General features: G+C 74.9%; 17 protein-coding genes and 1 pseudogene. 8 read left to right on the top strand and 10 right to left on the bottom strand.

The annotated features are described in order from the left end of the window. Window positions 1-8: 8 nt before the first annotated feature. Window positions 9-1,301: a DUF445 family protein gene (locus tag BJ968_RS18655; RefSeq protein WP_179754367.1), complete on the top strand. Its 1,293-nt coding sequence runs from the start codon at window positions 9-11 to the stop codon at window positions 1,299-1,301. Between the two features lie 413 nt (window positions 1,302-1,714). Beyond that, window positions 1,715-3,175, top strand: a pseudogene (locus BJ968_RS25010) (putative bifunctional diguanylate cyclase/phosphodiesterase); the annotation flags it as partial. Between the two features lie 20 nt (window positions 3,176-3,195). On the opposite strand, the gene mnmA reads toward BJ968_RS25010, so the two are convergent. Together mnmA and BJ968_RS18640 are read right to left on the bottom strand one after the other, a co-directional pair. Next, a complete protein-coding gene (gene mnmA / locus BJ968_RS18645) occupies window positions 3,196-4,389 on the bottom strand; it encodes a tRNA 2-thiouridine(34) synthase MnmA (RefSeq protein WP_246314159.1) in 1,194 nt (397 codons plus the stop codon). Then, on the bottom strand, window positions 4,389-5,618 hold the full coding sequence (locus BJ968_RS18640; protein WP_179754365.1) for an aminotransferase class V-fold PLP-dependent enzyme: 1,230 nt from the start codon (window positions 5,616-5,618) through the stop codon (window positions 4,389-4,391). The genes mnmA and BJ968_RS18640 overlap by 1 nt, the downstream gene beginning before the upstream one ends. Window positions 5,619-5,651: 33 nt before the next feature. Between BJ968_RS18640 and glgX the strand changes: the two genes are divergently transcribed. Together glgX and BJ968_RS18630 are read left to right on the top strand one after the other, a co-directional pair. Next, window positions 5,652-7,793, top strand: coding sequence for a glycogen debranching protein GlgX (glgX, locus tag BJ968_RS18635; RefSeq protein WP_179754364.1), 2,142 nt, complete (start codon window positions 5,652-5,654; stop codon window positions 7,791-7,793). A gap of 33 nt (window positions 7,794-7,826) precedes the next feature. Next, window positions 7,827-8,555, top strand: a complete 729-nt coding sequence (locus BJ968_RS18630) for an alpha/beta fold hydrolase (RefSeq protein ID WP_179754362.1) — start codon at window positions 7,827-7,829, stop codon at window positions 8,553-8,555. Here the strand turns inward: BJ968_RS18630 and BJ968_RS18625 are convergent. Together BJ968_RS18625 and glgP are read right to left on the bottom strand one after the other, a co-directional pair. Beyond that, a complete protein-coding gene (locus tag BJ968_RS18625; protein ID WP_179754360.1) occupies window positions 8,541-8,855 on the bottom strand; it encodes a hypothetical protein in 315 nt (104 codons plus the stop codon). The two genes, BJ968_RS18630 and BJ968_RS18625, sit on opposite strands and share 15 nt — an antisense overlap. 33 nt (window positions 8,856-8,888) lie before the next feature. Continuing rightward, window positions 8,889-11,453 carry an alpha-glucan family phosphorylase gene (gene glgP, locus BJ968_RS18620; RefSeq protein WP_179754358.1) on the bottom strand — a complete coding sequence of 855 codons (2,565 nt, stop codon included), beginning with the start codon at window positions 11,451-11,453 and terminating at the stop codon, window positions 8,889-8,891. 145 nt (window positions 11,454-11,598) lie between these two features. Here glgP and BJ968_RS18615 point away from each other — a divergent pair, with 145 nt between their 5' ends. Genes BJ968_RS18615 through glgB form a run of 3 tightly spaced genes read left to right on the top strand, consistent with a single transcriptional unit; the run spans window position 11,599 to window position 17,260 of the window. Beyond that, window positions 11,599-13,641, top strand: a complete 2,043-nt coding sequence (locus tag BJ968_RS18615; RefSeq protein ID WP_425491521.1) for an alpha-1,4-glucan--maltose-1-phosphate maltosyltransferase — start codon at window positions 11,599-11,601, stop codon at window positions 13,639-13,641. 3 nt (window positions 13,642-13,644) lie between these two features. Further along, window positions 13,645-15,036: a maltokinase N-terminal cap-like domain-containing protein gene (locus BJ968_RS18610; protein ID WP_218885158.1), complete on the top strand. Its 1,392-nt coding sequence runs from the start codon at window positions 13,645-13,647 to the stop codon at window positions 15,034-15,036. A 37-nt stretch (window positions 15,037-15,073) separates the two neighbouring features. Further along, window positions 15,074-17,260, top strand: coding sequence for a 1,4-alpha-glucan branching protein GlgB (gene glgB, locus BJ968_RS18605; protein WP_179754355.1), 2,187 nt, complete (start codon window positions 15,074-15,076; stop codon window positions 17,258-17,260). Between the two features lie 112 nt (window positions 17,261-17,372). On the opposite strand, the gene BJ968_RS18600 is transcribed toward glgB, so the two are convergent. The 4 genes from BJ968_RS18600 to BJ968_RS18585 are packed head-to-tail and all read right to left on the bottom strand — an operon-like array spanning window position 17,373 to window position 20,683. Further along, window positions 17,373-18,311, bottom strand: coding sequence for an ABC transporter substrate-binding protein (locus tag BJ968_RS18600; RefSeq protein WP_179754352.1), 939 nt, complete (start codon window positions 18,309-18,311; stop codon window positions 17,373-17,375). Next, window positions 18,308-19,060, bottom strand: a complete 753-nt coding sequence (locus BJ968_RS18595; RefSeq protein WP_179754351.1) for an ABC transporter permease subunit — start codon at window positions 19,058-19,060, stop codon at window positions 18,308-18,310. Before BJ968_RS18595 ends, BJ968_RS18600 begins: the two co-directional genes overlap by 4 nt. Before the next feature lies 1 nt (window position 19,061). Continuing rightward, window positions 19,062-19,718 (bottom strand): ABC transporter permease subunit, encoded by a 657-nt coding sequence (locus BJ968_RS18590; protein ID WP_179754349.1) that lies wholly within the window; start codon window positions 19,716-19,718, stop codon window positions 19,062-19,064. Then, on the bottom strand, window positions 19,715-20,683 hold the full coding sequence (locus BJ968_RS18585; RefSeq protein WP_179754347.1) for an ATP-binding cassette domain-containing protein: 969 nt from the start codon (window positions 20,681-20,683) through the stop codon (window positions 19,715-19,717). The genes BJ968_RS18590 and BJ968_RS18585 overlap by 4 nt, the downstream gene beginning before the upstream one ends. Before the next feature lie 134 nt (window positions 20,684-20,817). On the opposite strand from BJ968_RS18585, the gene BJ968_RS18580 reads away from it, so the two are divergent. Further along, window positions 20,818-22,323 carry an aromatic amino acid lyase gene (locus BJ968_RS18580; RefSeq protein ID WP_343078123.1) on the top strand — a complete coding sequence of 502 codons (1,506 nt, stop codon included), beginning with the start codon at window positions 20,818-20,820 and terminating at the stop codon, window positions 22,321-22,323. On the opposite strand, the gene BJ968_RS18575 is transcribed toward BJ968_RS18580, so the two are convergent. Continuing rightward, window positions 22,297-22,842 carry a cysteine dioxygenase gene (locus BJ968_RS18575; RefSeq protein WP_343078122.1) on the bottom strand — a complete coding sequence of 182 codons (546 nt, stop codon included), beginning with the start codon at window positions 22,840-22,842 and terminating at the stop codon, window positions 22,297-22,299. The two genes, BJ968_RS18580 and BJ968_RS18575, sit on opposite strands and share 27 nt — an antisense overlap. Further along, complete coding sequence (locus BJ968_RS18570; protein ID WP_179754345.1) at window positions 22,839-23,768, bottom strand: amidohydrolase family protein; 930 nt, start codon at window positions 23,766-23,768, stop codon at window positions 22,839-22,841. Before BJ968_RS18570 ends, BJ968_RS18575 begins: the two co-directional genes overlap by 4 nt. Between the last annotated feature and the right edge of the window lie 112 nt (window positions 23,769-23,880).

The following is a 23,880-nucleotide window of genomic DNA, read 5'->3' as shown; positions in this document are numbered from 1 at the left end:
ATGACCCGGTGAGCAGCCCCCACCCCGCCCCCGCGCTCGGTCACGCCGTCCCCGGCGGTCTCACCGACGGGGTCTCCGACGCCGAGCGCCGCGCGAGCCTTCGCCGGATGCGGCTGCTGGCCACCGGGCTCCTCGCGCTGGCCGCCGTCGTGTACGCCGTGACGGTCGGGCGCGGGGGCGGGTGGGGGTTCGTCAACGCGGCGGCCGAGGCCGCCATGGTCGGGGCCGTCGCCGACTGGTTCGCCGTGACCGCGATCTTCCGGCACCCGCTGCGGCTGCCGATCCCGCACACGGCGCTCATCCCGCGCCGCAAGGACGCCCTGGGCAAGAGCCTGGAGCAGTTCGTCGCCGAGAACTTCCTCGCCGAGGACGTCGTGCGGGACAAGGTCGCGCGGGCCGGGATCCCCCGCCGGGTGGGGTCGTGGCTGACCGACCGCGGCGGGTCGGCCCGCGTGGTGGAGGAGGCCGCGACGGTCCTGACGGGCGCGCTGGGGATCCTGCGCGACGAGGAGGTCACCGCCGTCATCGACCAGGTCCTCGTGCGGCGGCTGGCCGCGCAGTCGTGGAGCCCGACGCTGGGCCGGCTGCTGGAGGAGGTCGTCCGCGACGGCACCCACCACCCCGTCGTGGACCTCACCCTCACCGAGGTCCAGACGTGGCTGCGCGGCAACGAGCACCTCGTGCGCCGCATGGTCACCGACCGGGCCCCGCTGTGGGCGCCGGACTGGCTCAACGACCGGCTCGGCAAGCGCGTCTACACCGAGGCCCAGACGTGGGTGGACGACGTCGTGGCCGACCGCGGGCACGCCGGCCGCAAGGCCATCGACGACCTCCTGGCCCGCTACGCCGACGCCCTGCAGCACGACCCGGACACCCGGGCCAAGGCCGACGAGTTCCAGCAGCGGCTGCTGGGCTCCCCCGGCCTGGCCGACACCGTCGCGGGCCTGTGGTCCAGCGTGCGGGGGTTCCTGCTGGAGGCGCTGGCCGACCCGCGGTCCTCGCTGCGCGTCCGCAGCGAGGAGGCGCTCGTCGACGTCGGGCACCGGCTCGTGACCGACGAGGCGTTCGCGCTGCGCGTCGAGGGGCACCTCACCGACGCGGCCGGGCACGTGGTGCGCCGCTTCGCCCCCGAGCTGGCGACCGTCATCTCCGACACCGTCGCGCGCTGGGACGGGCAGGACGCGGCCCAGCGCATCGAGCTGCACGTCGGGCGGGACCTGCAGTTCATCCGGATCAACGGGACGGTCGTGGGCGGGCTCGTGGGTCTGCTGATCCACGCCGTCACCGTGCTGCTGGGGTGAACGTGCTCGGCCGAACGGGCGAGGCGGGTCCGGTGAGCGCCCGCGGGTGCCGATGGGGCCGTGTGAGCCCCCTCCCCGACGCCGTGCGCCGCCGCACCGCCGCCGTCACCTCGCTGCTGCCGCGGGGGCGGCTGCTGCCCGACGAGGTGTGGCACCGGAGGCACCGGGCGATCGTGCGCGTCGCGGGCCTGCAGGCCCTCGCGCTGGTCCTGTTCGGCGCCTTCTCCGGGCACGACCCGCTCGTCTGCCTCGCCGGCGGGCTCCTCGTGGCCGCGCCGCTGGTCGTCTCGCTGCCGGCGGGGTACTCGCGCAAGGTGCGCTCGGCGGGCGCCTCGGCGAGCCTGTTCCTGGCCTCCGCGGTCCTGGTGCAGTTCTGGGGCGGGCAGATCGAGGCGCACTTCCACTTCTTCGTCATGGTGGGGCTCGTCGCGCTCTACCAGGACTGGGTGCCGTTCGGGATCGGCCTGGGCGTCGTGGTGCTCCACCACGGGGTCCTGGGCACCCTGGAACCGGGGGTCGTCTTCAGCCACCACGCGGCCATGGCGCACCCGTGGCGCTGGATGGTCGTGCACGCGGCCTTCGTGCTGGCGGCCAGCGCGACCCACCTGGCGTCCTGGCGCCTCAACGAGCAGCAGGGCCTGCGGGACCCGCTGACCGGGCTGGCCAACCGCACGCTGCTGCGCGAGTTCCTGGCCCGGACGCTGTCGCGGCGCGAGGACGTCGCGGTGGTGTTCGTCGACCTCGACGACTTCAAGAACGTCAACGACTCGCGCGGGCACGCCGCGGGCGACCAGCTGCTGCTGGCCGTCGCCGAGCGGCTGCGCGCGTGCGTGCGCACCGGTGACCTCGTGGCCCGCCTGGGCGGGGACGAGTTCGCCGTCGTCGTCCACGGTGGCGGGGTCCCCGCGCGCCGGGTCGGGGAGCGCTTCCTGGCGGGCCTGGCCCAGCCCGTCGACGTCGAGGGGCAGCAGCTGCACGTCCACGCCAGCCTGGGCACCGCGGACACCTCCACGACGTGCGCGCGCGTCAGCGAGCTGGACGGCGCCGACGAGCTGCTGCGCAACGCCGACCTGGCGATGTACTGGGCCAAGGCGAGCGGGAAGAACCGCCTCGTGACCTACGCCGAGGGCATGTCCAAGGAGGCCCAGGACAAGGCGGCGCTGCGCGACGACCTCGCCCACGCCCTGGAGCTGGGGCAGTTCGAGGTGCACTACCAGGCCACGGTCGACTTCCGGGACAGCGGCCCCGTGCCGCGGGCCAAGGGGTACGAGGCGCTGCTGCGCTGGCGGCACCCCGAGCGCGGGACGGTCTCCCCGCTGGAGTTCGTGCCGCTGGCCGAGGCCAGCGGCGACATCCGCGCCATCGGGGCGTGGGTGCTGCGCACCGCCACGGCGCAGGCCGCGGCGTGGACGGCCGAGCGCGGCACCCCGGTGGGGATCGCGGTGAACCTGTCCGCGGTGCAGCTGGGCGACGACGAGGTCCTCACCGTGGTGCGCGAGGCCCTGCGCGACAGCGGCCTGCGCCCGCACCAGCTCACCCTGGAGGTCACCGAGAGCGTCCTGGTCGGCGACCTGGACGCGGTCTCGGGCCGGCTGGCCCGGTTGCGCGCGACGGGCGTGCAGGTGGCGATCGACGACTTCGGGACGGGCTACTCCAGCCTGTCGTACCTGCGGCGGCTGCCCGTGGACACCGTGAAGATCGACCGGTCGTTCGTCGGCGACCTGGCCCACGGCGGGTCGGCGACGACGCTGGTGGCGACCATCATCGAACTGGCCCGCAGCCTGGGCCTGGACGTCGTCGCCGAGGGCGTCGAGACCGAGCAGCAGGCGCAGGTCCTGCGCGACCTCAGCTGCACCTACGCGCAGGGGTACCTCTACGCCCGACCGCAGGCGGCTCAGGACGTCGTGGCACCGGCCCCCGCGGACGCGGTCCCGTCGGACGCGGTCCCGTCGGACGCGGTCCCGTCGGACGCGGTCCCGTCGGACGCGGTCCCGGCGGGCGCGGTCCCGGCGGGCGTGGTCCCGGCGATGGTGGCCGAGCCCAGCACCCGCGTCCCGCGGTAGACCGCGACCGTCTGGCCGGGGGCCACGCCGGTCAGCGGGGTGCGCAGGTCCACGTGCAGCTCGCCGTCGCGCAGCCGCGCGACGGCGGGGACGGGCTCGCCGTGGGCGCGGACCTGGACGTGGACCTCCGCCGGGCCCTGCGGCACCGGGCCGTTCCAGACGGGGTCCACGGCCCGCAGAGCGCCCACGGACAGCCGCTCGGCCGGGCCCACGGTCACGGTGCGGCGCACCGGCTCGATGCTCAGCACGTACCGGGGGCGGCCGTCGGCGGCGGGCCGGGAGATGCCCAGGCCCTTGCGCTGGCCCACGGTGAAGCCGTACGTGCCCGCGTGGGTCCCCAGGACCCGCCCGTCCTCGTCGACGACCTCGCCGGGGGCCTCGCCGAGCTTGTCGGCCAGGAACCCGCGGGTGTCGCCGTCGGGGATGAAGCAGATGTCGTGGCTGTCGGGCTTGTCGGCCACCGGCAGCCCGCGGCGCACGGCCTCGGCCCGCACCTCGGCCTTGGTGGGCGCGTCGCCGAGGGGGAACAGGGCGTGGGCGACCTGGTCGGCGTCCAGGACGGCCAGCACGTACGACTGGTCCTTGGCGGCGTCGGCGGCCCGGTGCAGCTGCGCGGTGCCGTCCTCGCCGCGGACGACCCGGGCGTAGTGCCCCGTCGCGACGGCGTCGAAGCCCAGGGCGATCCCCTTGTCCAGCAGGGCCGCGAACTTGATGCGCTCGTTGCAGCGCACGCACGGGTTCGGGGTGCGCCCCGCGGCGTACTCGGCGACGAAGTCCTCCACGACGTCCTCGACGAAGTCGTCGGACAGGTCCCACACGTAGAAGGGGATGCCGAGCAGGTCGGCGGCGCGGCGGGCGTCGAGGGCGTCCTCGATGGTGCAGCAGCCCCGCGAGCCCGTGCGCAGGGTCCCGGGGTTGCGGTTCAGCGCCATGTGGACGCCGACGACCTCGTGGCCGGCGTCGACGGCGCGGGCGGCGGCGACCGCGGAGTCCACCCCGCCGCTCATGGCGGCCAGGACGCGCATCAGGACACCCCGCCGGCGAGGGTCCGGGACCGGCGGTGCGCCCGGCCCCCGCGCGAGCTGCGCGCCCGGCGGGCCCGCTCCACGGCCGGCCCGATGGCCGCGACGGCGGCCTCGACGTCGGCGGCGGTGGAGTCCCAGCCCAGGGAGAAGCGCAGCGCACCGGCGGCCTCGGCGGCCTCCAGGCCCATCGCGAGCAGCACGTGGCTGGGCTGCGGGACCCCGGCCCGGCAGGCCGAGCCCGTGGAGCACTCCACCCCGGCGGCGTCGAGCAAGTACGTCAGCGAGTCGCCCTCGCACCCGGCGAACGTCACGTGCGCGTTCCCGGGCAGCCGCCCGGGGCCGGGCGGGGCGCCGCGCACCACGGCGCCGGGCACCTGCGTCAGGCCCGCCAGCAGCCGGTCCCGCAGCTGCGCGAGCCGCTGCGCCTGCCCCGGCAGGTCACCGGTGGCGGCGGTCAGGGCCGCGGCGCTCGCGCGCGCCCCGGCCGCGTCGAGCGTGCCGGAGCGGACGCCCAGCTCCTGGCCGCCGCCGTGCAGCAGCGGCACGAGCGCCGTCCCCCGCTTCACGAGCAGCGCCCCGGTGCCGACCGGGCCGCCGAACTTGTGCGCCGACAGCGACAGCAGGTCCGCGCCGGAGGCGGCGAAGTCCACCGGCAGCTGCCCGACGGCCTGCACGGCGTCGGTGTGCAGGGGCACCCCGGCGGCGTGGGCCAGCTCGGCGGCCGCGGCGACGGGCTGGACCGTCCCGACCTCGTTGTTGGCCCACATGAGTGAGACGAGGGCGACGTCGCCGGCCCGGTCGGGGCGCAGCTCGGCCGCCAGGGCGTCCAGGTCGACCAGGCCGGTGGCGTCGACGGGCAGCCAGGTGACCTCGGCGCCCTCGCGGGCGGCGAGGGACTCGACGCAGTCCAGGACGGCGTGGTGCTCGGTCGCGGTCAGCAGCACGCGCCGGCGCGCCGGGTCGGCGTCGCGGCGGGCGCGGTACAGGCCGGTGAGGGCCAGGTTGTCGCTCTCGGTGCCCCCCGAGGTCCACACGACCTCCCCCGGCCGGGCGCCCAGGGCCGCGGCCAGGGCCTCGCGGCTCTCCTCGACCGCGACCCGCGCGCGCCGGCCCGCGGAGTGCAGCGAGGAGGGGTTGCCGGCCCCGCGCGCCGTCTCGGCGACGTAGGCGTCGAGCGCCTCGGGCCGCAGCGCGGTCGTCGAGGCGTGGTCCAGGTAGGCCGCCGTCACGAGCCGATTCTAAGGAACTGGCAGACTGCGGCGGTGCCCGTCCCGACGCCCGCCCTGACCCGCAGCCACCCGCTGGGGGTGACGCTGAGCGGTGACGGGGCCGACGTGGCGGTCCTGGCCGTGCACGCCGACGCCGTGGAGGTGTGCGTCTTCGCCGACGACGGCACCGAGACCCGCACGGCCCTGAGCGACGTCGAGCTCGGCGTCTGGCACGGCCACGTCCCCGGCCTGGTCGCCGGGTCCCGCTACGGGCTGCGGGTGCACGGGCGGTGGGACCCCGAGCGGGGGCTGCGCCACAACCCGGCCAAGCTGCTGCTCGACCCGTACGCGCGGGGCGTGGAGGGCGAGGTGGCCCTGGCCCCGGAGATCTTCGGGCACGCCGTGGACGAGGACCTGGTGGGTGACCTGCGGGTGGCCGACGAGCGCGACAGCGCCCCGTTCGTCCCGCGCGGCGTCGTCCTGGGGCCGCTGCCGGAGCACCTGCGGGTGCGCGAGGACGAGCGCCCGCGGGTGCCGTGGGCGGACACCGTCGTCTACGAGGCGCACGTGCGCGGCCTGACGCAGCGCTTCCCCGGCGTCCCCGAGGAGGAGCGCGGGACGTACGCCGCGCTGGCGCACCCGGCCGTGCTGGAGCACCTGCGCTCCCTGGGCGTGACGGCGCTGGAGCTGCTGCCGATCCACGCCAGCACCTCCGAGATCGCGCTGCGCCGGCGGGGGCTGTCGAACTACTGGGGGTACAACACCCTGGCCTTCAACGCCCCGCACCCCGGCTACGCGACGGCGGCCGCGCGCGCCGCGGGGCCGGAGGCGGTGCGCGAGGAGTTCCGCCGCGCCGTGCAGGCCCTGCACGGCGCGGGCGTCGAGGTGCTGCTCGACGTCGTCTACAACCACACGTGCGAGGAGGGCCCGGACGGCCCGCACCTGTCGCTGCGCGGCCTGGACGACGCCACCTACTACCTGCGCGACGCCGGGGGGCGGCCGTTCGACGTCACCGGCTGCGGCAACTCCCTGGACTTCTCCGAGCGCCGCGTCGTGCAGTTCGCGCTGGACTCCCTGCGCCACTGGGTGAGCGAGTACGGCGTCGACGGGTTCCGCTTCGACCTCATGACGACCCTGGCCCGCGGCCGGGACGGCTACTCCCCCGACCACCCGTTCCTGGTGGCCCTGGGCGCCGACCCCGTCCTGGCCGGGACGAAGCTCGTGGCCGAACCGTGGGACGTGGGCCCGTTCGGCTGGCGCACCGGGCAGTTCCCGCCGCCGCTGCACGAGTGGAACGACCGCTTCCGCGACGGGGTGCGGCGGTTCTGGCTGACCGACGCGCGCGAGGCCGCCCTGGGCCACCCCGCGCCCTCCGGCGGGGGCCGCGGGCTGCGGGAGTTCGCCACGCGCTTCGCGGGGTCGGCCGACACGTTCGACGTCCAGCGCGGCCGGCTGACCAGCGTGAACTTCGTGACCGCGCACGACGGTTTCTGCCTGGGCGACCTGGTGGCCTACGACCGCAAGCACAACGAGGCCAACGGCGAGGGCAACCGCGACGGGTCCGACGGCGACACCAGCTGGAACCACGGCGTCGAGGGGGACACCACCGACCCCGCGGTCCTGGAGTTCCGCCGCCGCAGCGTCCGCAACCTCTTCGCGACCCTCGTGCTGTCCTCGGGCGTCCCGATGATCACCGCCGGGGACGAGTTCGGGCGCAGCCAGGGCGGCAACAACAACGCCTACTGCCAGGACAACGAGGTCAGCTGGCTGGACTGGGACCTGCAGGACTGGCAGGGCGAGCTGCTGGAGGACGTCCGGGAGCTGCTGGCCCTGCGCCGCCGCTACCCGGTGCTGCGGGAGGCCGGGGTGCGCCGCGGCTCCCCCGTGCGCGAGCAGCGGCAGGACCTGCTGTGGTTCTCCGAGGACGGGGAGCAGATGACGGTGGAGAGGTGGCACGAACCGGACCGGCGGATCCTGCAGGTCCTCGTCGACGGCCGCGACCGCGGGCTGGACTCCGTGCTCGTCGTCGTCAACGGCGGCCCGCGCCAGCTCGACGTGCGCCTGCCGACGGTGGAGGGCCTGCCCCGGTTCCTGCCCCGCTGGGCCTCGACGCCGGACCGGCGCCGCCGGGCCACGGGGGCGGGCCGGTGCCTGCGGGTCGCGCCGTGGTCGGTGCGGGTGCTGGCCACCGCCTGAGGTGTCCCCCGTGGTCGAGCGCAGGGGTGGCGGGTGACGGCGCTGGTCCTGGTGCCCGGGATCGGGTGCGACACGACGCAGTTCGGGCGGCTGCTGCCGGGGCTGGGCGGGTTCGACGTCCACCCCCTGGACCTGCCCGGGCACCACGGCACCCCCGCGCTGCCCGCGGCGACGCTGGACGCGGTCGCCGAGCGGGTCGCCGGGCAGGTCGCCGAGCAGGTGGCCGGGCGGGTCCCGGGGGGCGCGGTGCTCGTGGGGCACAGCACGGGCGGGGTCGTCGGCCTGGTCGTCGCCGCCCGGCACCCGGGGCTGCTGTCGGGGCTGGTGCTGCTCGACGCCAACCTGCCCGTGACCCCGGACGCGCTGGCGCGCAAGGTCGCCCGGTCCCGGGAGGTCCTGGCGCCGGGGTGGCGGGAGGTCTTGGAGGACTCGATGCGCACGTCGTGGGGGCCGCGGGAGCCGGAGCTGCGCGAGGAGGTCGTCGCAGGAGTCCTCGCGACCCCCGGGGCGGCGGTGCGGCGGCTGTGGCACGACGTGCTGGCCCTGGACCCCGCCCCGCTGCTGGCGGCCCTGCAGGTCCCGGCGCTGTACGTGCGCCCCAGTCGGGAGGTCGACCTGGCCGCGCTGCACGCGCTGAACCCGCGGGTCCGCGGGGCCGACCTGCACGCGCTGGCCGCCGGGCACTGGCCGCACCTGACCGAACCCGCTGCGGTGCTCGGCGCGCTGCGGGCGTTCCTGGACGGTGCGCTACCCCGCGGCTGAGCCGCTGCCCCACGGCAGGTGCGCGACGGCGACGGCGACGACCACGGCGACGACCACCGCGAGCAGCGCCAGGTCCGGCGCCGCCGGGCGCCGCGCCGGCCCGGTCACCCGCACGGTCACCAGCACCGCCGCGCCGGTCGCCGCGGTCAGCCACAGCAGCCAGCCCAGGAGCAGGGCCAGCACGGGCCCGGAGTCGGACCCCGGGACGTGCCGCCACACGGCGTCCCCCGCCGCGAGCACGAGGCCCGCGGCGAGGGCGAGCACGAGCGTCACGAGCGTGCCGGTCCGCCGCGTCACCACGCGCCGAGCCTAGCCGCGCGGGACCTCCCGTGGTCAGGCGTTGGCGACCAGCCCCAGCTCGGCGGCCGTGGCCAGGCCGGCGTGCCGGGGCAGGACCCGCACCGTGTACCCGAAGGGGCCGGTCTGGCGCAGCGCGAACTCCCCCTCGAACCGGTGCCGGCCGTCGCCGAACGACTCCGCCGGGTGCAGCGGGACCGTGCCGGAGGGGCGCAGCTCGTCGGAGTCGCTCACGCGGCCGTGGACGACCTGCACCTCGACGTCGTCGACGGGCAGCTCCCCCAGCGAGACGAAGGCGCGCACGTGGACGACGTCGCCGATCTGGGCGGAGTCGCCGACGCCGGAGGACTCCACGTGGTCGACGCGCACGTCCGGCCAGGCGCCGCGCACCTCCGCCTTCCAGCGCGCCAGGTCCCGGGCCCCGGCGGCCGAGGACGCCAGCGCCGCCCGCCCGGCGCGGGCCGCGGGGACGTACAGCTGCTCGACGTAGTCGGTCACCATGCGGCTCGCGAGCACCTTCGGGCCCAGGGAGGCCAGGGTGTGCCGGACCATCTCCAGCCACCGCGCGGGCAGGCCGCGCTCGTCGCGGTCGTAGAAGCGGGCCGCGACGGAGTTCTCCACGAGGTCGTACAGCGCCGCGGCCTCCAGGTCGTCGCGGTGGTCGGGGTCGTCGACGCCGTCGGCGGTGGGGATCGCCCAGCCGTTGCCGCCGTCGTACCACTCGTCCCACCAGCCGTCGAGGATCGACAGGTTCAGCCCGCCGTTCAGCGCGGCCTTCATGCCGGAGGTGCCGCACGCCTCGAAGGGCCGCAGCGGGTTGTTCAGCCACACGTCGCAGCCGGGGTACAGCTGCAGGGCCATGGTGATGTCGTAGTTCGGCAGGAACACGATGCGGTGCCGCACCGCGGGGTCGTCGGCGAAGCGCACCATCTGCTGGATGAGCCGCTTGCCGGTCTCGTCGGCCGGGTGGGACTTGCCGGCGATGACGAGCTGCACGGGCCGCTGGGGGTGCAGCAGCAGGGACTTCAGCCGCTCGGGGTCGCGCAGCATGAGGGTGAGCCGCTTGTAGGTGGGCACGCGGCGGGCGAAGCCGATCGTCAGGACGTCGGGGTCGAGGACCTCCTTGGTCCAGGCCAGCTCGGCCTCCGAGGCGCCCCGCTGCAACCAGGACAGCTTCAGCCGGCGCCGGGCGTCGTCCACGAGGCGCCCGCGCAGGACCCGCCGGGTGCGCCAGATCTCCTCGTCGGGCACCTGGCCGACCTTCTCGAAGCCCTGCCCCTCGCGGGGCAGCTCGGGGCCGATGTACTGCTTGCCCATCGAGATGACCTCCGGCGCCACCCACGTCGGGGCGTGCACGCCGTTGGTGATGGAGGTGATGGGCACCTCGGGGGCGTCGAAGCCGGGCCAGAGGCCGTCGAACATGCCGCGGCTGACCGCCCCGTGCAGCCGGGAGACGCCGTTGGCGCGCTGGGCCAGCCGCAGGCCCATGACGGCCATGTTGAAGACGCCGGGGTCCCCGCCGGGGTAGTCCTCGGCGCCCAGGGCCAGGATGCGCTCGACGGGGACGCCGGGCAGCGGGTTGTCGCCGCCGAAGTACAGCTCGATCTGGTCCCGCCCGAAGCGGTCGATGCCCGCCGGGACGGGCGTGTGGGTCGTGAACACCGTGGCGGCGCGCACGGCCTCCAGGGCCTCCTCGAACGTCAGCCCGCGCTCGACCTGCTCCCGGATGCGCTCCACGGACAGGAACCCCGCGTGCCCCTCGTTGGTGTGGTAGACCTCCGGCTCCGGCGCCCCGGTCAGCCGCGACCACAGCCGCAGCGCACGGACCCCGCCGATGCCGCACAGCAGTTCCTGCTGCAGCCGGTGCTCCCCGCCGCCGCCGTAGAGCCGGTCGGTGACGCCGCGGGCGGCGTCGTCGTTCTCCTCCACGTCGGAGTCGAGCAGCAGCAGCGGCACCCGGCCGACCTGCGCCTTCCAGACCTGCGCGTGCAGGCGGCGGCCGCCGGGCAGGTCGACGCCGACCTTGGCCGGGGTGCCGTCGGCCTCGCGCAGCAGCGACAGCGGCAGCCCGTCGGGGTCCAGGACGGGGTAGGTCTCCTGCTGCCAGCCGTCGCGCGAGAGGGACTGCTTGAAGTACCCGGTGGCGTAGAAGAGGCCGACCCCCACGATCGGGACGGCCAGGTCGCTGGCCGACTTCAGGTGGTCGCCGGCCAGGATCCCCAGCCCGCCGGAGTACTGGGGCAGGGCCCCGGTGATGCCGAACTCCATGGAGAAGTACGCCACGCTGGCCGGGGCGTCCGCACCCAGCCCGGCGTACCAGCCGGGCCGGGACAGGTAGGCCTCCAGGTCCGCGGCGGTGGCCCGCACCCGCGCGACGAACTCCGGGTCGGCGGCCAGCGCGTCGAGGCGCTCGGTGCTCAGGGCACCCAGCAGCGCCCCGGGCTCGCGGTGCACCGCGACCCACGCCCGGGGGTCCATGGACTCGAAGAGGTCCCGCGTGGGTTTGTGCCACGACCAGCGGAGGTTGCTCGCCAGCTCCCCCAGGGGCGCCAGCGGCGCGGGGAGCACGGTGCGGACGGTGAAGCGCCTGATTGCTCTCACGGCGCCGACCCTAGACCGGTGATCACCGCTGCGCGACGCTTTCGCCGCGGCCGTGCCCGCTCCCGCGCGACCGCACCCGCACCCCCGCGCCACCGCACTCGCACTCCCGCGCGACGAGCGGGCCCACCCTCGGTAGGTTCGCACCGTGACGATCGACCGAGACCTCACCGACGACACGCTGACCGTGCAGCAGGGCGCCACCAGCACCCCGGTGGTGGGCCGCATCCCCGTGCTCGACGTCCAACCCGTCGTCGACGGCGGCCGGTGGCCGTCGCAGGCGGTCCCCGGCGAACTCGTCCCCGTGCGCGCCACCGTCTTCCGCGAGGGCCACGACGCCGTCGCCGCCACCGCCGTCCTGGTGCGGCCGGACGGCACCGACGGCCCGAGCGCGCGGATGACCCTGGACAACGCCGGGCTCAGCACCTGGACCGCGACCCTGTCCCCCGACGCCGAGGGGCTGTGGGGCCTGCGGGTCGAGGGCTGGTCGGACCCCTACGGCACCTGGGACCACGACGCGACGATCAAGGTCGAGGCCGGCGTCGACGTGGCGCTCATGCTGGAGGAGGGCGCCCGCCTCCTCCAGGGAGCCGCCACGACGCCGGGCCGCACGGGCGAGGACGCGCAGGTGCTGCGGGAGGCCGCGACGGCCCTGCGCGACACCTCCCGGGGCGACCACGAGCGCCTGGACGCCGGCCGCAGCGAGGCCGTGCGCGCGGTCCTGGACCGGCTGCCCGTGCGCGAGCTGGTCAGCCCCTCGGCGACGTACCCGCTGCGCGTGGAGCGCAAGCTCGCCGCCTTCAGCGCCTGGTACGAGTTCTTCCCGCGCTCGGAGGGCGCGCACTGGGACGAGCAGGAGCAGCGCTGGGTCTCCGGGACGTTCCGCACCGCGGCCGAGCGCCTGCCGGCGATCAAGGACATGGGTTTCGACATCGCCTACCTGACGCCGATCCACCCCATCGGCCGCGTCAACCGCAAGGGACCGAACAACACCCTGACGGCCGGGCCGCTGGACCCGGGCTCGCCGTACGCCATCGGCGCCGCCGAGGGCGGCCACGACGCCGTCCACCCCGACCTGGGGACGTTCGAGGACTTCGACTTCTTCGTCGCCCGCGCCAAGGAGCTCGGCCTCGAGGTCGCCCTGGACATCGCGCTGCAGTGCGCCCCGGACCACCCGTGGGTGACCGAGCACCCCGAGTGGTTCACCACGCGCGCCGACGGGTCGATCGCCTACGCGGAGAACCCGCCGAAGAAGTACCAGGACATCTACCCGCTGAACTTCGACAACGACCCCGCCGGGATCTACGCCGAGGTCAAGCGCGTGGTCCTGCTGTGGGTCGAGCACGGCGTGACGCTGTTCCGCGTCGACAACCCGCACACCAAGCCCGTGGAGTTCTGGGAGTGGCTCATCGCGGAGGTCAACGCCGAGCACCCCGAGGTCGTCTGGCTGGCCGAGGCGTTCACCAAGCCCGCGATGATGCACACGCTGGCCAAGGTGGGTTTCCAGCAGTCGTACACGTACTTCGCCTGGCGCAACCAGGCCTGGGAGCTGCGCGAGTACCTGACGCAGCTGACGACCGAGTCGGCGCACTACATGATCCCGAACTTCTGGCCCACCACGCACGACATCCTCACGCCGACCATGCAGTACGGCGGGCCGCCGGTGTTCAAGCTGCGCGCGGTGCTCGCGGCCCTGCTGTCCCCCTCGTGGGGCATCTACACGGGGTACGAGCTCGTCGAGCACGCCGCCCGGCCCGGCGCCGAGGAGCAGCTCGACAACGAGAAGTACCAGTACCGGCCCCGGGACTTCGCCCGGGCCGAGCGCGAGGGCTGGTCGCTGGCCCCGTACCTGGGGAAGCTGAACCGGGTCCGCAACCACCACCCCGCGCTGCAGCAGCTGCGGGGAACCACGTTCCACGCCACCGACGACGAGAACGTCCTCGCGTTCACGCGCCGCCGGGTGGAGCTCGACGGCACCGAGGACCTGGTGGTCGTCGTCGTGAACCTCGACCCGCACGCGGCGCGCGAGACGACGGTGCACCTGGACATGGCGGCCCTGGGCCGGCAGTGGTGGGAGACGTTCACGGTCGTCGACGAGATCACCGGTGCGCAGTACCAGTGGGGCGAGAACAACTACGTCCGCCTCGACCCGTACGTCGAGCCGGCCCACGTCTTCCGCGTCGAGGGCTGAGCGGTGGGAGTCCCGGTCGTGACGTCCAAGGCCTCCGACGAGGCCATCGCCGAGCTCCTGCGCGGGTGGGCCCCCCGGCAGCGGTGGTTCGCGCACAAGGGGGTCCTCGCGCACGTCGAGCGCCTCGAGCGCACCCCCCTCGACGAGGGCGGGGTCGCGCAGCTGGTCGCCCTGACCGTCCGCTCGGGCGAGGGCCACGACGCGGCGCACACCGTCTACTCGGTGCCGATCTCGGTGCGCCCGGCCCCGGACCCCGACCTGGCGCACGCCCTGGTCGGGGAACTGCCCGACGTCGACGGCGCACCGGCGTGGATCTACGACGGCCCGCACGACCCGACCTGGACCCGTGCGCTGCTGACCCTCGTGGCCAGCGAGGAGGGAGCGGGGTCGACGACCTTCGGCGTCCACGGCCACAGCGCCGAGGGGGGCCTGCCGGTCCCCGCCGGGGCGCGCACGAAGGTCCTCTCGGGCGAGCAGTCGAACACCTCCGTCGTGGTGTCGGCCGACGAGGGCGAGACCCCGCTCATCGCCAAGGTGTTCCGGGTGCTGTCCGCCGGGGACAACCCCGACGTCGTCGTCCAGACGGCGCTGGCCGACGCCGGCTGCGGGCGGGTCCCGCGCCCCGCGGGCTGGGTCGACGGGCAGTGGACGGGTCCGGACGGGCAGCTGGCCGTCGGTCAGCTGGCCCACGTGACCGAGTTCCTCGCCGGGTCGCAGGACGCCTGGCGCGTCGCGACGGCCGCCGTGGCCGAGGGCCGCGGGTTCACCACCGAGGCCCGGGAGCTGGGTGGGGCCACCGCCGAGGTGCACGCGGTCCTGGCCGCCGAGCTGCCCACCGAGCCGGCGACGCCGGAACGGCTGGCCGCCCTGGCCGACGGGCTGCTGGAACGCGTCGCGTGGGCGTGCACCGCCGTCCCGCAGCTGCACGAGGTCGCCGCCGCGGCCCGCGCCCGTGTCGACGCCGTCCGGCACGTCACGGGAGCGCCTGCGCTGCAACGGGTCCACGGTGACTACCACCTGGGGCAGGTGCTGCACTCCAGCGCCCGCGGCTGGGTGCTGCTGGACTTCGAGGGCGAACCGCTGCGACCGCTGGCCGAGCGCAGCCTGCCCGACCTGGCCCTGCGCGACGTCGCGGGGATGCTCCGCTCCTTCGACTACGCCGCCTCCACGGTCCCCGACGCCGGGACCTGGGGCGCGCAGTGCCGCGAGGCGTTCCTCGACGGGTACGCGGCCGTGGCGGGGACCGACCCGCGCGCGGGTGGTCAGTCCGTGCTGCTGGCGGCGCTGGAGCTCGACAAGGCCCTCTACGAGGTCGTGTACGAAGCGCGCAACCGGCCCGACTGGCTGCGCATCCCGCTGGACGCCGTCCACCGGCTGCTGTCCGACCCGTCCTGAGAGGCGGGTCCCCCACGATCACGGGAGACTCACACGCATGACCGGTCACGCCGCTGCACCTCGCCCCGTCGACGCCGACGAACTGGCCCGGGCCGCCGCCGGGGCGCACTGGTCCCCGCACTCGGTGCTGGGGGCGCACGCCCACGACGGCGCCGTCACCTACCGCGTCCTGAAGCCGTTCGCCTCGGCCGTCACGGTCGTCACCGAGGACGGCGCGCGCGTCGGGCTCGTCCACGAGTACGACGGCGTCTGGGTCGGTGTCCGCCCCGACGCCGCGGTGGGCGACTACCGCGTGGAGGTGACCTACCCCGACGCCGAGCCGGTGGTGCTGGACGACCCGTACCGCTTCCTGCCCAGCGTCGGCGAGGTCGACCTGCACCTCATCGGCGAGGGCCGGCACGAGGAGCTGTGGAACGTCCTGGGTGCGCACGTGAAGCACTGGGAGGGCCCGCTGGGACCGGTCGACGGCACGGCGTTCGCCGTGTGGGCGCCGAACGCCCGCGCGGTCCGCGTGGTGGGCGACCACAACCACTGGAGCGGCCGCGGGGAGTCGATGCGCTCGCTGGGCTCGTCGGGGGTGTGGGAGCTGTTCCTGCCCGGCGTCGGCGTGGGGTCGCGGTACAAGTACGAGATCCTCGGGGCCGACGGGCACTGGCGGCAGAAGGCCGACCCGATGGCCCAGGCCACCGAGGTGCCCCCGGCGACGGCGTCGGTCGTCACCGCGAGCAGCTACCGGTGGGGCGACGAGGACTGGATGGAGCAGCGCGCCGCGCGCTCCGCGCAGGACGGCCCGGTGTCCATCTACGAGGTGCACCTGGGTTCGTGGAAGCAGGGGCTGTCCTACACCGAGCTGGCGACCGAGCTGGTGGAGTACGTGAAGACCACGGGCTTCACGCACGTGGAGTTCCTGCCCGTCATGGAGCACCCGTTCGGGGGCTCGTGGGGGTACCAGGTCACGGGGTACTTCGCGCCGACGTCGCGGTTCGGCTCCCCCGACGAGCTGCGGTTCCTCATCGACTCCCTGCACCGCGCCGGCATCGGCGTCATCATCGACTGGGTCCCGGGCCACTTCCCCAAGGACGAGTTCGCGCTGGCCCGCTTCGACGGGACCGCGCTGTACGAGCACCCGGACCCGCGCTTGGGCGAGCACATGGACTGGGGCACCTACATCCCCAACTTCGGCCGCAGCGAGGTGCGCAACTTCCTCGTCGCGTCGGGGCTGTACTGGCTGGAGGAGTTCCACGCCGACGGTCTGCGCGTCGACGCCGTGGCCTCGATGCTGTACCTGGACTACTCCCGCAACGAGGGCGAGTGGGTGCCGAACCGGTACGGCGGCCGGGAGAACCTGGAGGCGATCAGCTTCCTCCAGGAGGCGAACGCCACCGCCTACAAGCGCACGCCCGGCATCATGATGATCGCCGAGGAGTCCACGGCCTACCCGGGCGTCACGGCCCCCACGAGCGGGGGCGGTCTGGGCTTCGGGCTGAAGTGGAACATGGGCTGGATGCACGACTCGCTGCAGTACGCCAGCCAGGACCCGGTCAACCGGCAGTACCACCACGGTGAGCTGACCTTCAGCCTCGTCTACGCGTTCAGCGAGAACTTCTGCCTGCCCATCTCGCACGACGAGGTCGTGCACGGCAAGGGGTCCCTGCTGCGCAAGATGCCCGGGGACCGCTGGCAGCAGCTCGCCAACGTCCGCGCCTACCTGGCGTACATGTGGTCCCACCCGGGCAAGCAGCTGCTGTTCATGGGCGCCGAGCTGGGCCAGGAGGCCGAGTGGTCCGAGGCGCGGTCGCTGGACTGGTGGCTGCTGGACACCCCGTGGCACCAGGGGCTGCACCGCCTCGTCTCGGAGCTGAACGCCGTCTACAAGGCCCGGCCGGAGCTGTGGTCCGACGACTTCACGTCCGAGGGCTTCCAGTGGATCGACGGCGGCGACAGCGCGCGCAACGTCCTGTCCTTCGCCCGGTGGAGCACCGACCGCAAACCGCTGGTGGCGGTCTGCAACTTCTCCGGCGGGCCGTACGAGGACTTCCGCGTCGGCGTGCCGCAGCCGGGGGTCTGGCGCGAGGTCCTCAACACCGACGCCGCGGAGTTCGCCGGGTCCGGTGTCGTCAACACCGGCACCCTGCAGGCCGAGGACATCGCCTGGAACGGCCAGCAGTTCTCCGTGAGCCTGCGGGTGCCGCCGCTGGGCGTCACCTGGCTCGTCCCCGCCTGAAGGGAGCGCCGGAGGACCCGCGTGCTCGACTGAACACGACACCCCTCGCCCGACCACACGGTCGGACGAGGGGTGTCGTGTTCCACCGGCAGCGGATCCGCTGCGCTTCCCGTCAGGCCAGGCCGTTGTCCGTGAGGAACGCCTTGGCGACGGTCGCGGAGTCCTGCTTGTCGACCGACACCTTGGCGAGGTAGGTCGTGAGGTTGTCCGTCGTGAGCTTGGCGGAGAACGCGTTGAGGGCCGTCGTGATGGCGTCGGTGTTCTTCGAGGACCGGATGAGCGGCAGCACGTTCTGGGCCAGGAACAGGTTCTTCGGGTCCTCCAGGACCACGAACCGGTTGGTCGTGATGGCCGAGTCCGTCGTGAAGAGGTTGCCCACCTGGATCGAGCCGTCCTTCAGGCCCGCGACGGTCAGCGGGCCGCCGACGTCGAGGGGCTTGAACTCCTTGAACTCGACGCCGTACAGCTCCTTGAGCCCGACCAGGCCCTGGTAGCGCTCCTGGAACTCCGGGCCGGCCCCCATGACGAGGTCCCCGGCCACCGGGGCCAGGTCCGCGATGGAGGTCAGGTCGTACTTCGCCTTCGTCTCGGCGCTGACGGTCAGGGAGTCCTTGTCCTCCGCGGCCGACTGGTCCAGGACCTCCAGGCCGTCGGGCAGCTGCTCCTTCAGGGCGGCCAGCACCGTCTCGGGGCTGGACACGCCCTCCGGCGCGTCACCCTTGAGGTAGTACGCCAGCAGCGCGCCGTTGTACTCCGGCAGCAGGTCGATCGAGCCGTCGTCGAGGGCCTTGAGGTACAGCTCCCGGGCCCCGATGTTGAACTTGCGCTGCACCGTGACGCCCTCGCCCTCCAGGACCTGGGCGTACATCTCGGCGAGCAGCTCGCTCTCGGGGAAGTTGGCCGAGCCGACGATGACGGTCGAGGCGTCGGCCGACGAGCTGGAGCTGGAGCCGGGGTCGGCGGCCAGCGGGTCGTCACCGCCACCGCAGGCGGCCAGGCCCGCGGTCACGGTGCCCACGAGGGCCAGGCCGAGCAGGTTCCTGCGGTTCATGACGTGCCTCCTGGTGTTGCGGACATCAGTTCTGACGATTGCGCCCCGGACTCTGCCACGGATCGGGTGCCCCGTGCGCGCCGCAGTCCGCGGCCGGTGATGCCGGGTGAGACGGCGTACCGCTGCACGAGCCCCAGCAGCAGGTCCAGGACGACGGCGAGGACGGCCACCACCACCGCGCCGGCGACCATGCGCCCGTAGTCGTTGAGCGCCAGGCCGTCCACGAGCAGCCGGCCCAGGCCGGACAACCCGACGTAGGCCGCGACGGTCGCTGTGGCGACGACCTGCAGCACCGCGGCGCGCACACCGCCGAAGACGACCGGCAGGGCCATGGGCAGTTCGACGCGGAACAGCACCTGCGCCGAGCTCATGCCCATCCCCCGGGCCGCGTCGACGGCGTTCGGGTCCACCGAGCGCAATCCCGCGTAGGTGGACGTGAGGATCGGCGGGACGACGAGGACGACCAGGGCGATGAGCACCGGCAGGAAACCCTGGCTGCTCATGTAGACGACGAGCAGGCTCAGCAGTCCCAGGGTGGGCAGCGAACGCCCCGCGTTCCCGGCGTTGATGGCCCAGAACGCGCCCCGGCCCGTGTGCCCGATGAGCAGGCCCAGCGGGAAGGCGATGACGAAACCCACGAGCACCGCCAGCGCGGTGTACTGCAGGTGCGCCAGCAGCAGGTGCGGGATCGACCCGGAGGTCGACCACGCCCAGTGCGCGCCGTCGAGCAGGTACGGCGTGTCGTCCACGTCAGGCCCCCATCACGGCGCGCGTCCACGGCGTCACCGCGCGCTGGAACACGACGATGAGCAGGTCCGCCGCCGCGGCCAGGGCGATCGACAGCACGATGCCCACGATGATCGGTGCGGTGTAGAACAACTGGAAACCCCGGGTGAACAGCGCCCCCAGGCCGCCGATCCCCAGCAGGGCGCCGACGCTGACCAGGGAGATGTTCGACACGGCCGCGACCCGGACCCCGGCGAGGATGACGGGGGCGGCCAGCGGCAGCTCCACCTCCAGCAGGCGGCGGGTCCGCTTGTAGCCCATGGCCGTGGCCGCCTCCGTCAGCGCGGGGTCGACCGAGCGCAACCCGTCGGCGACCGTGCGGGCCATGAGCGCGACCGTGTACATCGCCAGGGCCACGACGATGTTGACGGGCGAGAGGATCTTCGTGCCCAGCACGTAGGGCAGTGCGACGAACACCGCCAGCGAGGGGATGGAGTAGACGATCCCCGAGACGTTGAGGATGGGGTGGTACAGCCAGCCGAAGCGCACCCCGAGGTAGCCGATGGGCAGGGCGACGAGGACGCCGACGAGCAGCGGCACGACCGCCAGGACGACGTGCTGACCCAGGGCGTCCAGGACGGTGGACTGGTTCTGCCGCAGGTAGTCCAGGACCGAGTTCACCGGCGCTTCTCCAGCAGGTCGACGACGTCGTGGTGGTGCACGAGGCCGGTGGCCCGCCCCTGGTCGTCGACCTGGACGGCCGTGCCCGTGGGCGAGGTGAGGGTGAGGTCGACGACGACGCGCAGCGAGTCGCCGGCGCGGAACGTGCCGTCGACCCCCACGGGCCGGCCCTGCTCGTCGAGGGCGACCCCGTCGAGGGGGCGCAGGACCAGACCCTCGCTGCCCTGGAAGCTCAGGCCCCGGTACCCGCGGTCGCGGCCGACGAAGTCGCGGACGAACGCGTCGGCGGGTTTCGTCAGCAGTTCCTCGGGGGTGCCGACCTGGGCGAGGTGGCCGCCCTGGCGGAAGACGGCGATGCGGTCGCCCAGGACGACGGCCTCGTCGATGTCGTGGGTCACGATGGCGATGGTCTTGCCCAGCTCGGCCTGCAGCCGCAGGAACTCCTCCTGCAGCTGGCCGCGGACGACGGGGTCGACGGCGCTGAAGGGTTCGTCCATGAGCATGACGGGCGGGTCGGCGGCCAGCGCGCGGGCGACGCCGACGCGCTGCTGCTGCCCGCCGGACAGCTGGGCGGGGTACCGGTCGGCCAGGGCCGCGGGCAGGCCGACCCGTTCGAGCAGCTCCAGGGCCCGGTGCCGCTCCCGGCCCCGGCCGACGAGCCGGGGCACGGTGAGGACGTTGTCCAGGACGGTCTTGTGCGGGAAGAGCCCGGCGTGCTGGATGACGTACCCGATGCCGCGGCGCAGGGTGGCCGGGTCCTGGCTGCGGACGTCGCGGCCGTCGATGGCGACGGTGCCGCCGGTGGGTTCGAGCATCCGGTTGATCATGCGCAGCGACGTCGTCTTGCCGCAGCCGGAGGGCCCGACGAAGACCGTGATCCGCCCGGTCGGGAGCTCGAGGTCGAGGTCGTCGACCGCGACGGTCCCGTCCGGGAACTGCTTGCGGACGGCCTCGAAGGTGATCACTGGGGCGGCTCCCTGGTTGGGCCGGTCGGCTGGTCCATGCTGGGCACGGCTCGGGGACCGGTCAACGAGGCACGATCAGCCGTCACCTGATCGTGACCTCCCCCGGGGACCCACCAGCGGCGGATGGAGGACAAGTGGACCACCAGCACGTCCCCGCGGCGACCCCGGGGGTCCTGCGGGCCCTGGTGCTGTCGGGGCGGCCCGTGGACCTGGGCGACCTGGACGACCTGGCGCACGGGCGGGCCCGGCCGGTCGTGGACCGGCACGCGCTGGGCGCGCTGGGCGCGGTGAGCGCGGCCATGGACGCCGCGCGCGGGGCCGGGGCGGTCTACGGGGCGACGACGGGGGTCGGGGCCAACAAGGACGTCGAGGTCGACGAGGAGCAGGGCGAGCACCCCCGCGCGCACGGGTTGCGGCTGCTGCGCTCGCACGCGGCGTCGCTGGGCCCGGTGGAGGACGCCCCGACGACGCGGGCCGCGCTGGCGGTGCGGCTGAACCAGCTGCTGGCCGGGGCCCACGCCGGGCTGGGGGCCGGCCTCAGCGCCCCGGTGCTGGGGGCGCTGGCCGAGGCGGTGGAGACCGACGCCCAGCCGACGCTGCACCGGTTCGGCGGCATCGGCACCTCCGACCTGGCGCCGCTGGCCGAGCTGGGGCTGACCCTCGTCGGGGAGCGGCCGTGGCGGGCGGGGTCGGTGCCGCCGGTCCCCCTGGGCCCGGCGGACGCGCTGCCGCTGATCTCCTCGCACGCCCTGACGCTGGCGACCGCCTCGCTGGCCCTGGTCCGGTTGCGGCAGCAGCTGCTGGCGGGGCTGGGGATCTCGGCGCTGTCCTTCCTGGCGCTGCGGGGCAACCCGCAGGCGTGGGACCCGCGGGTGCACGCCGCCCGCCCGCACGCGCGCCAGCCGCAGGTCGCGGCGGCCCTGTCGGGGCTGGTCGGGGGCGGCCCGGCCCCGGCGCGGCTGCAGGACCCGTTCGCGCTGCGGACCGTCCCGCAGGTGCTGGCCCCGGCCTTCGCCGCGGCCGACGCCCTGGCCGACGTGCTGGTCCTGGAGGCCTCGACGCCCGGGGAGAACCCGCTCGTCTCCGCCGAGGGCGTCTTCCACCACGGGCAGTTCCACGCGGCCTCGCTCGCGACGGCGCTGGACACGCTGCGCGCCACCACCTACGGGGTGCTGACGTTGTCGGCGGCGCGGCTGGCGCTGCTGCTGCGGCCCGAGCACACGGGGTTGCGGGCGTTCCTGGCGGCCGGCCCGCGCGGCAGCTCGGGGCTGATGATCGGTGAGTACGTCGTGCAGGACGTCCTGGCCGAGCTGCGCCCGGCGACGGCGCCCATGACGGCCGGGACGGTGTCGATCTCGCTGGGCCTGGAGGAGCACGCCAGCTTCGCCACCCAGGGGGCGCGCGCGCTGCGGCAGACCGCGGAGCTGGCCCCGGTGGTCCTGGCGGTGGAGGCGCTGGCCGCGGTGCGGGCGCTGCGCGCGGCCCCCGACCGGCTCAGCCCCGGCGCGGCGGCGCTGTTCGGGGTGTTCGACGAGGTCCTGGACCGCGACGCGCGCGACGCCCCCATCGGCCCGGACGTGGAGCGGGTGGTGGCCCGGGTGGCGGACCTGGCGCTACTCCTCCGTCTGGAGGGGTCGTAGCTCGTCGGCGTAGCTGACCGACGTGCGGCGCAGGACCCCCGAGGGGGAGATCGAGTACTGCCCCATCCGCCACAGCGGCGGGGAGTAGGCGTGGATCGACACCGACCCGTCCACGCCACCGCTCATGCGGTGGATGTGGTCGGGGCCGAAGCCGAAGGACCGGCCCGCGGCGACGGTGCGCCGGACGGGGTCGCCGCCCATGCGGGGGGTGGCCTCGACGACGGCGCCGCGGGTGACGGCCACGGCCCCGGAGGAGGTGTCGTGGTCGTGCCAGCCGGTGTCGTCGACGGTGTTCCAGCACAGCAGCCACACGTCGAGGTCGCCGTCGCGGTGCAGGCCGGCGAAGTGCCGGCCGCCGGTGTCGTGGCGGACCAGGTGCTCCCAGGCCCGGGGGTGCCGGGCGGCCTCGTCGACCCAGTCCTGCAGCTCGCGGGGGCTCAGCGTGCGCCCGGGGGCCGCGGGCAGCCCGGGGACGCGGGGGGTGCGCGGGGTGTGGGGGGTGTGGGGGGTGGTCGTCACGGTCGGTCCCCTTCGAGCAGGCGGGCGGGGTTGGCGGTGGTCAGGGCGTGGGCGAAGGCCTCGCCGAAGCCGGGCAGCCCGGCCGGGTCGAAGGGCTGGGCGTAGGGCCGGTCGCTGCCCAGGACGAGGGGGTCGACGCCGACGACGCGGACCACGGCGTCGACCGCGCGCGGGCCGTAGGAGCTCGTCTCGTAGTGCACGTTCGGGTCGAGCCGGCCCAGGGCCCCGCCGCGGGCGGCGAGCCGTTCGTGGTGCAGCGGGGCCAGGCCGGCCAGGGCCGCGAAGACGGTGCGCAGGCGGGGGTGCTGGGCGCGGCCGGCGACGTGCCAGGCCAGCCAGGCGGCGTGCAGCTGCTGGACGTAGGGGACGAGGGCGGGCCACCAGGACGGGACGTCGGACCCGGCCCCGGCGGTCGCGGCGGCGGGGCCGGGGTGGACCAGGACGGGCCGGCCGGCGCGTTCGCACTCGGCCAGCAGGGGGCCCAGGCGCTCGACGGCCCGCGGGGTGGCCAGCGCGGTGGCCGGCAGCTGGAGCCCGACGACGCGCTCGTGCCGCAGGGTGCGTGCGAGGGCGCCGGGGTCGAGGTCGGTGACGCCGGCGGCGGCCCAGACCGCGAAGGGGTCGCCGAAGGCCGTGGCCCCCTCGTGCCAGGCGCGCAGCAGGGGTTCGGCCTCCTCCCCCGGCAGGTGCTCCAGGCCCAGGGGGGCCGAGAGGGAGACGAGGGCGCGGGCGGTCCCGTCGGCGCGCTCGGCGGCGGCGCGGGCGGCGACGTCGTGGGCGGCGGGGTCGAGGAGGCAGGGCGGTTCGCCGGGCAGGTCCAGCGTCCAGCCGCCGGTCCCGGGGCGCAGGCGGGGCGGGTCGCGGCGGGCGCGCAGGGCGTCCAGGAGCGCGGGGGGCCACAGGTGCTGGTGGCAGTCCGTCCGCACCGCGTCCCTCCCCCGTCTCGGCGTGAAGCGCTTCACACAGTCTCGAGTGAAGCGCTTCACGATCGACGCGTCAAGTCGGGCGGGGCGGTCCGCACCACCCCGGCGGCTACTG

The organism is Kineococcus aurantiacus (assembly GCF_013409345.1).
Taxonomy (GTDB): Bacteria; Actinomycetota; Actinomycetes; order Actinomycetales; family Kineococcaceae; genus Kineococcus; species Kineococcus aurantiacus.
The sequence above is the reverse complement of the archived record's forward strand: the minus strand, read 5'-3'. Positions and strand labels throughout refer to the sequence as shown.

Coding starts and splice junctions, on each gene's coding strand:
- mnmA (WP_246314159.1), bottom strand. CDS start 4,389: ATGCGCGTCCTGGCCGCCATGAGCGGCGGGGTGGACTCCGCGGTCGCC.
- glgB (WP_179754355.1), top strand. CDS start 15,074: ATGACCGGTCACGCCGCTGCACCTCGCCCCGTCGACGCCGACGAACTG.
- BJ968_RS18600 (WP_179754352.1), bottom strand. CDS start 18,311: ATGAACCGCAGGAACCTGCTCGGCCTGGCCCTCGTGGGCACCGTGACC.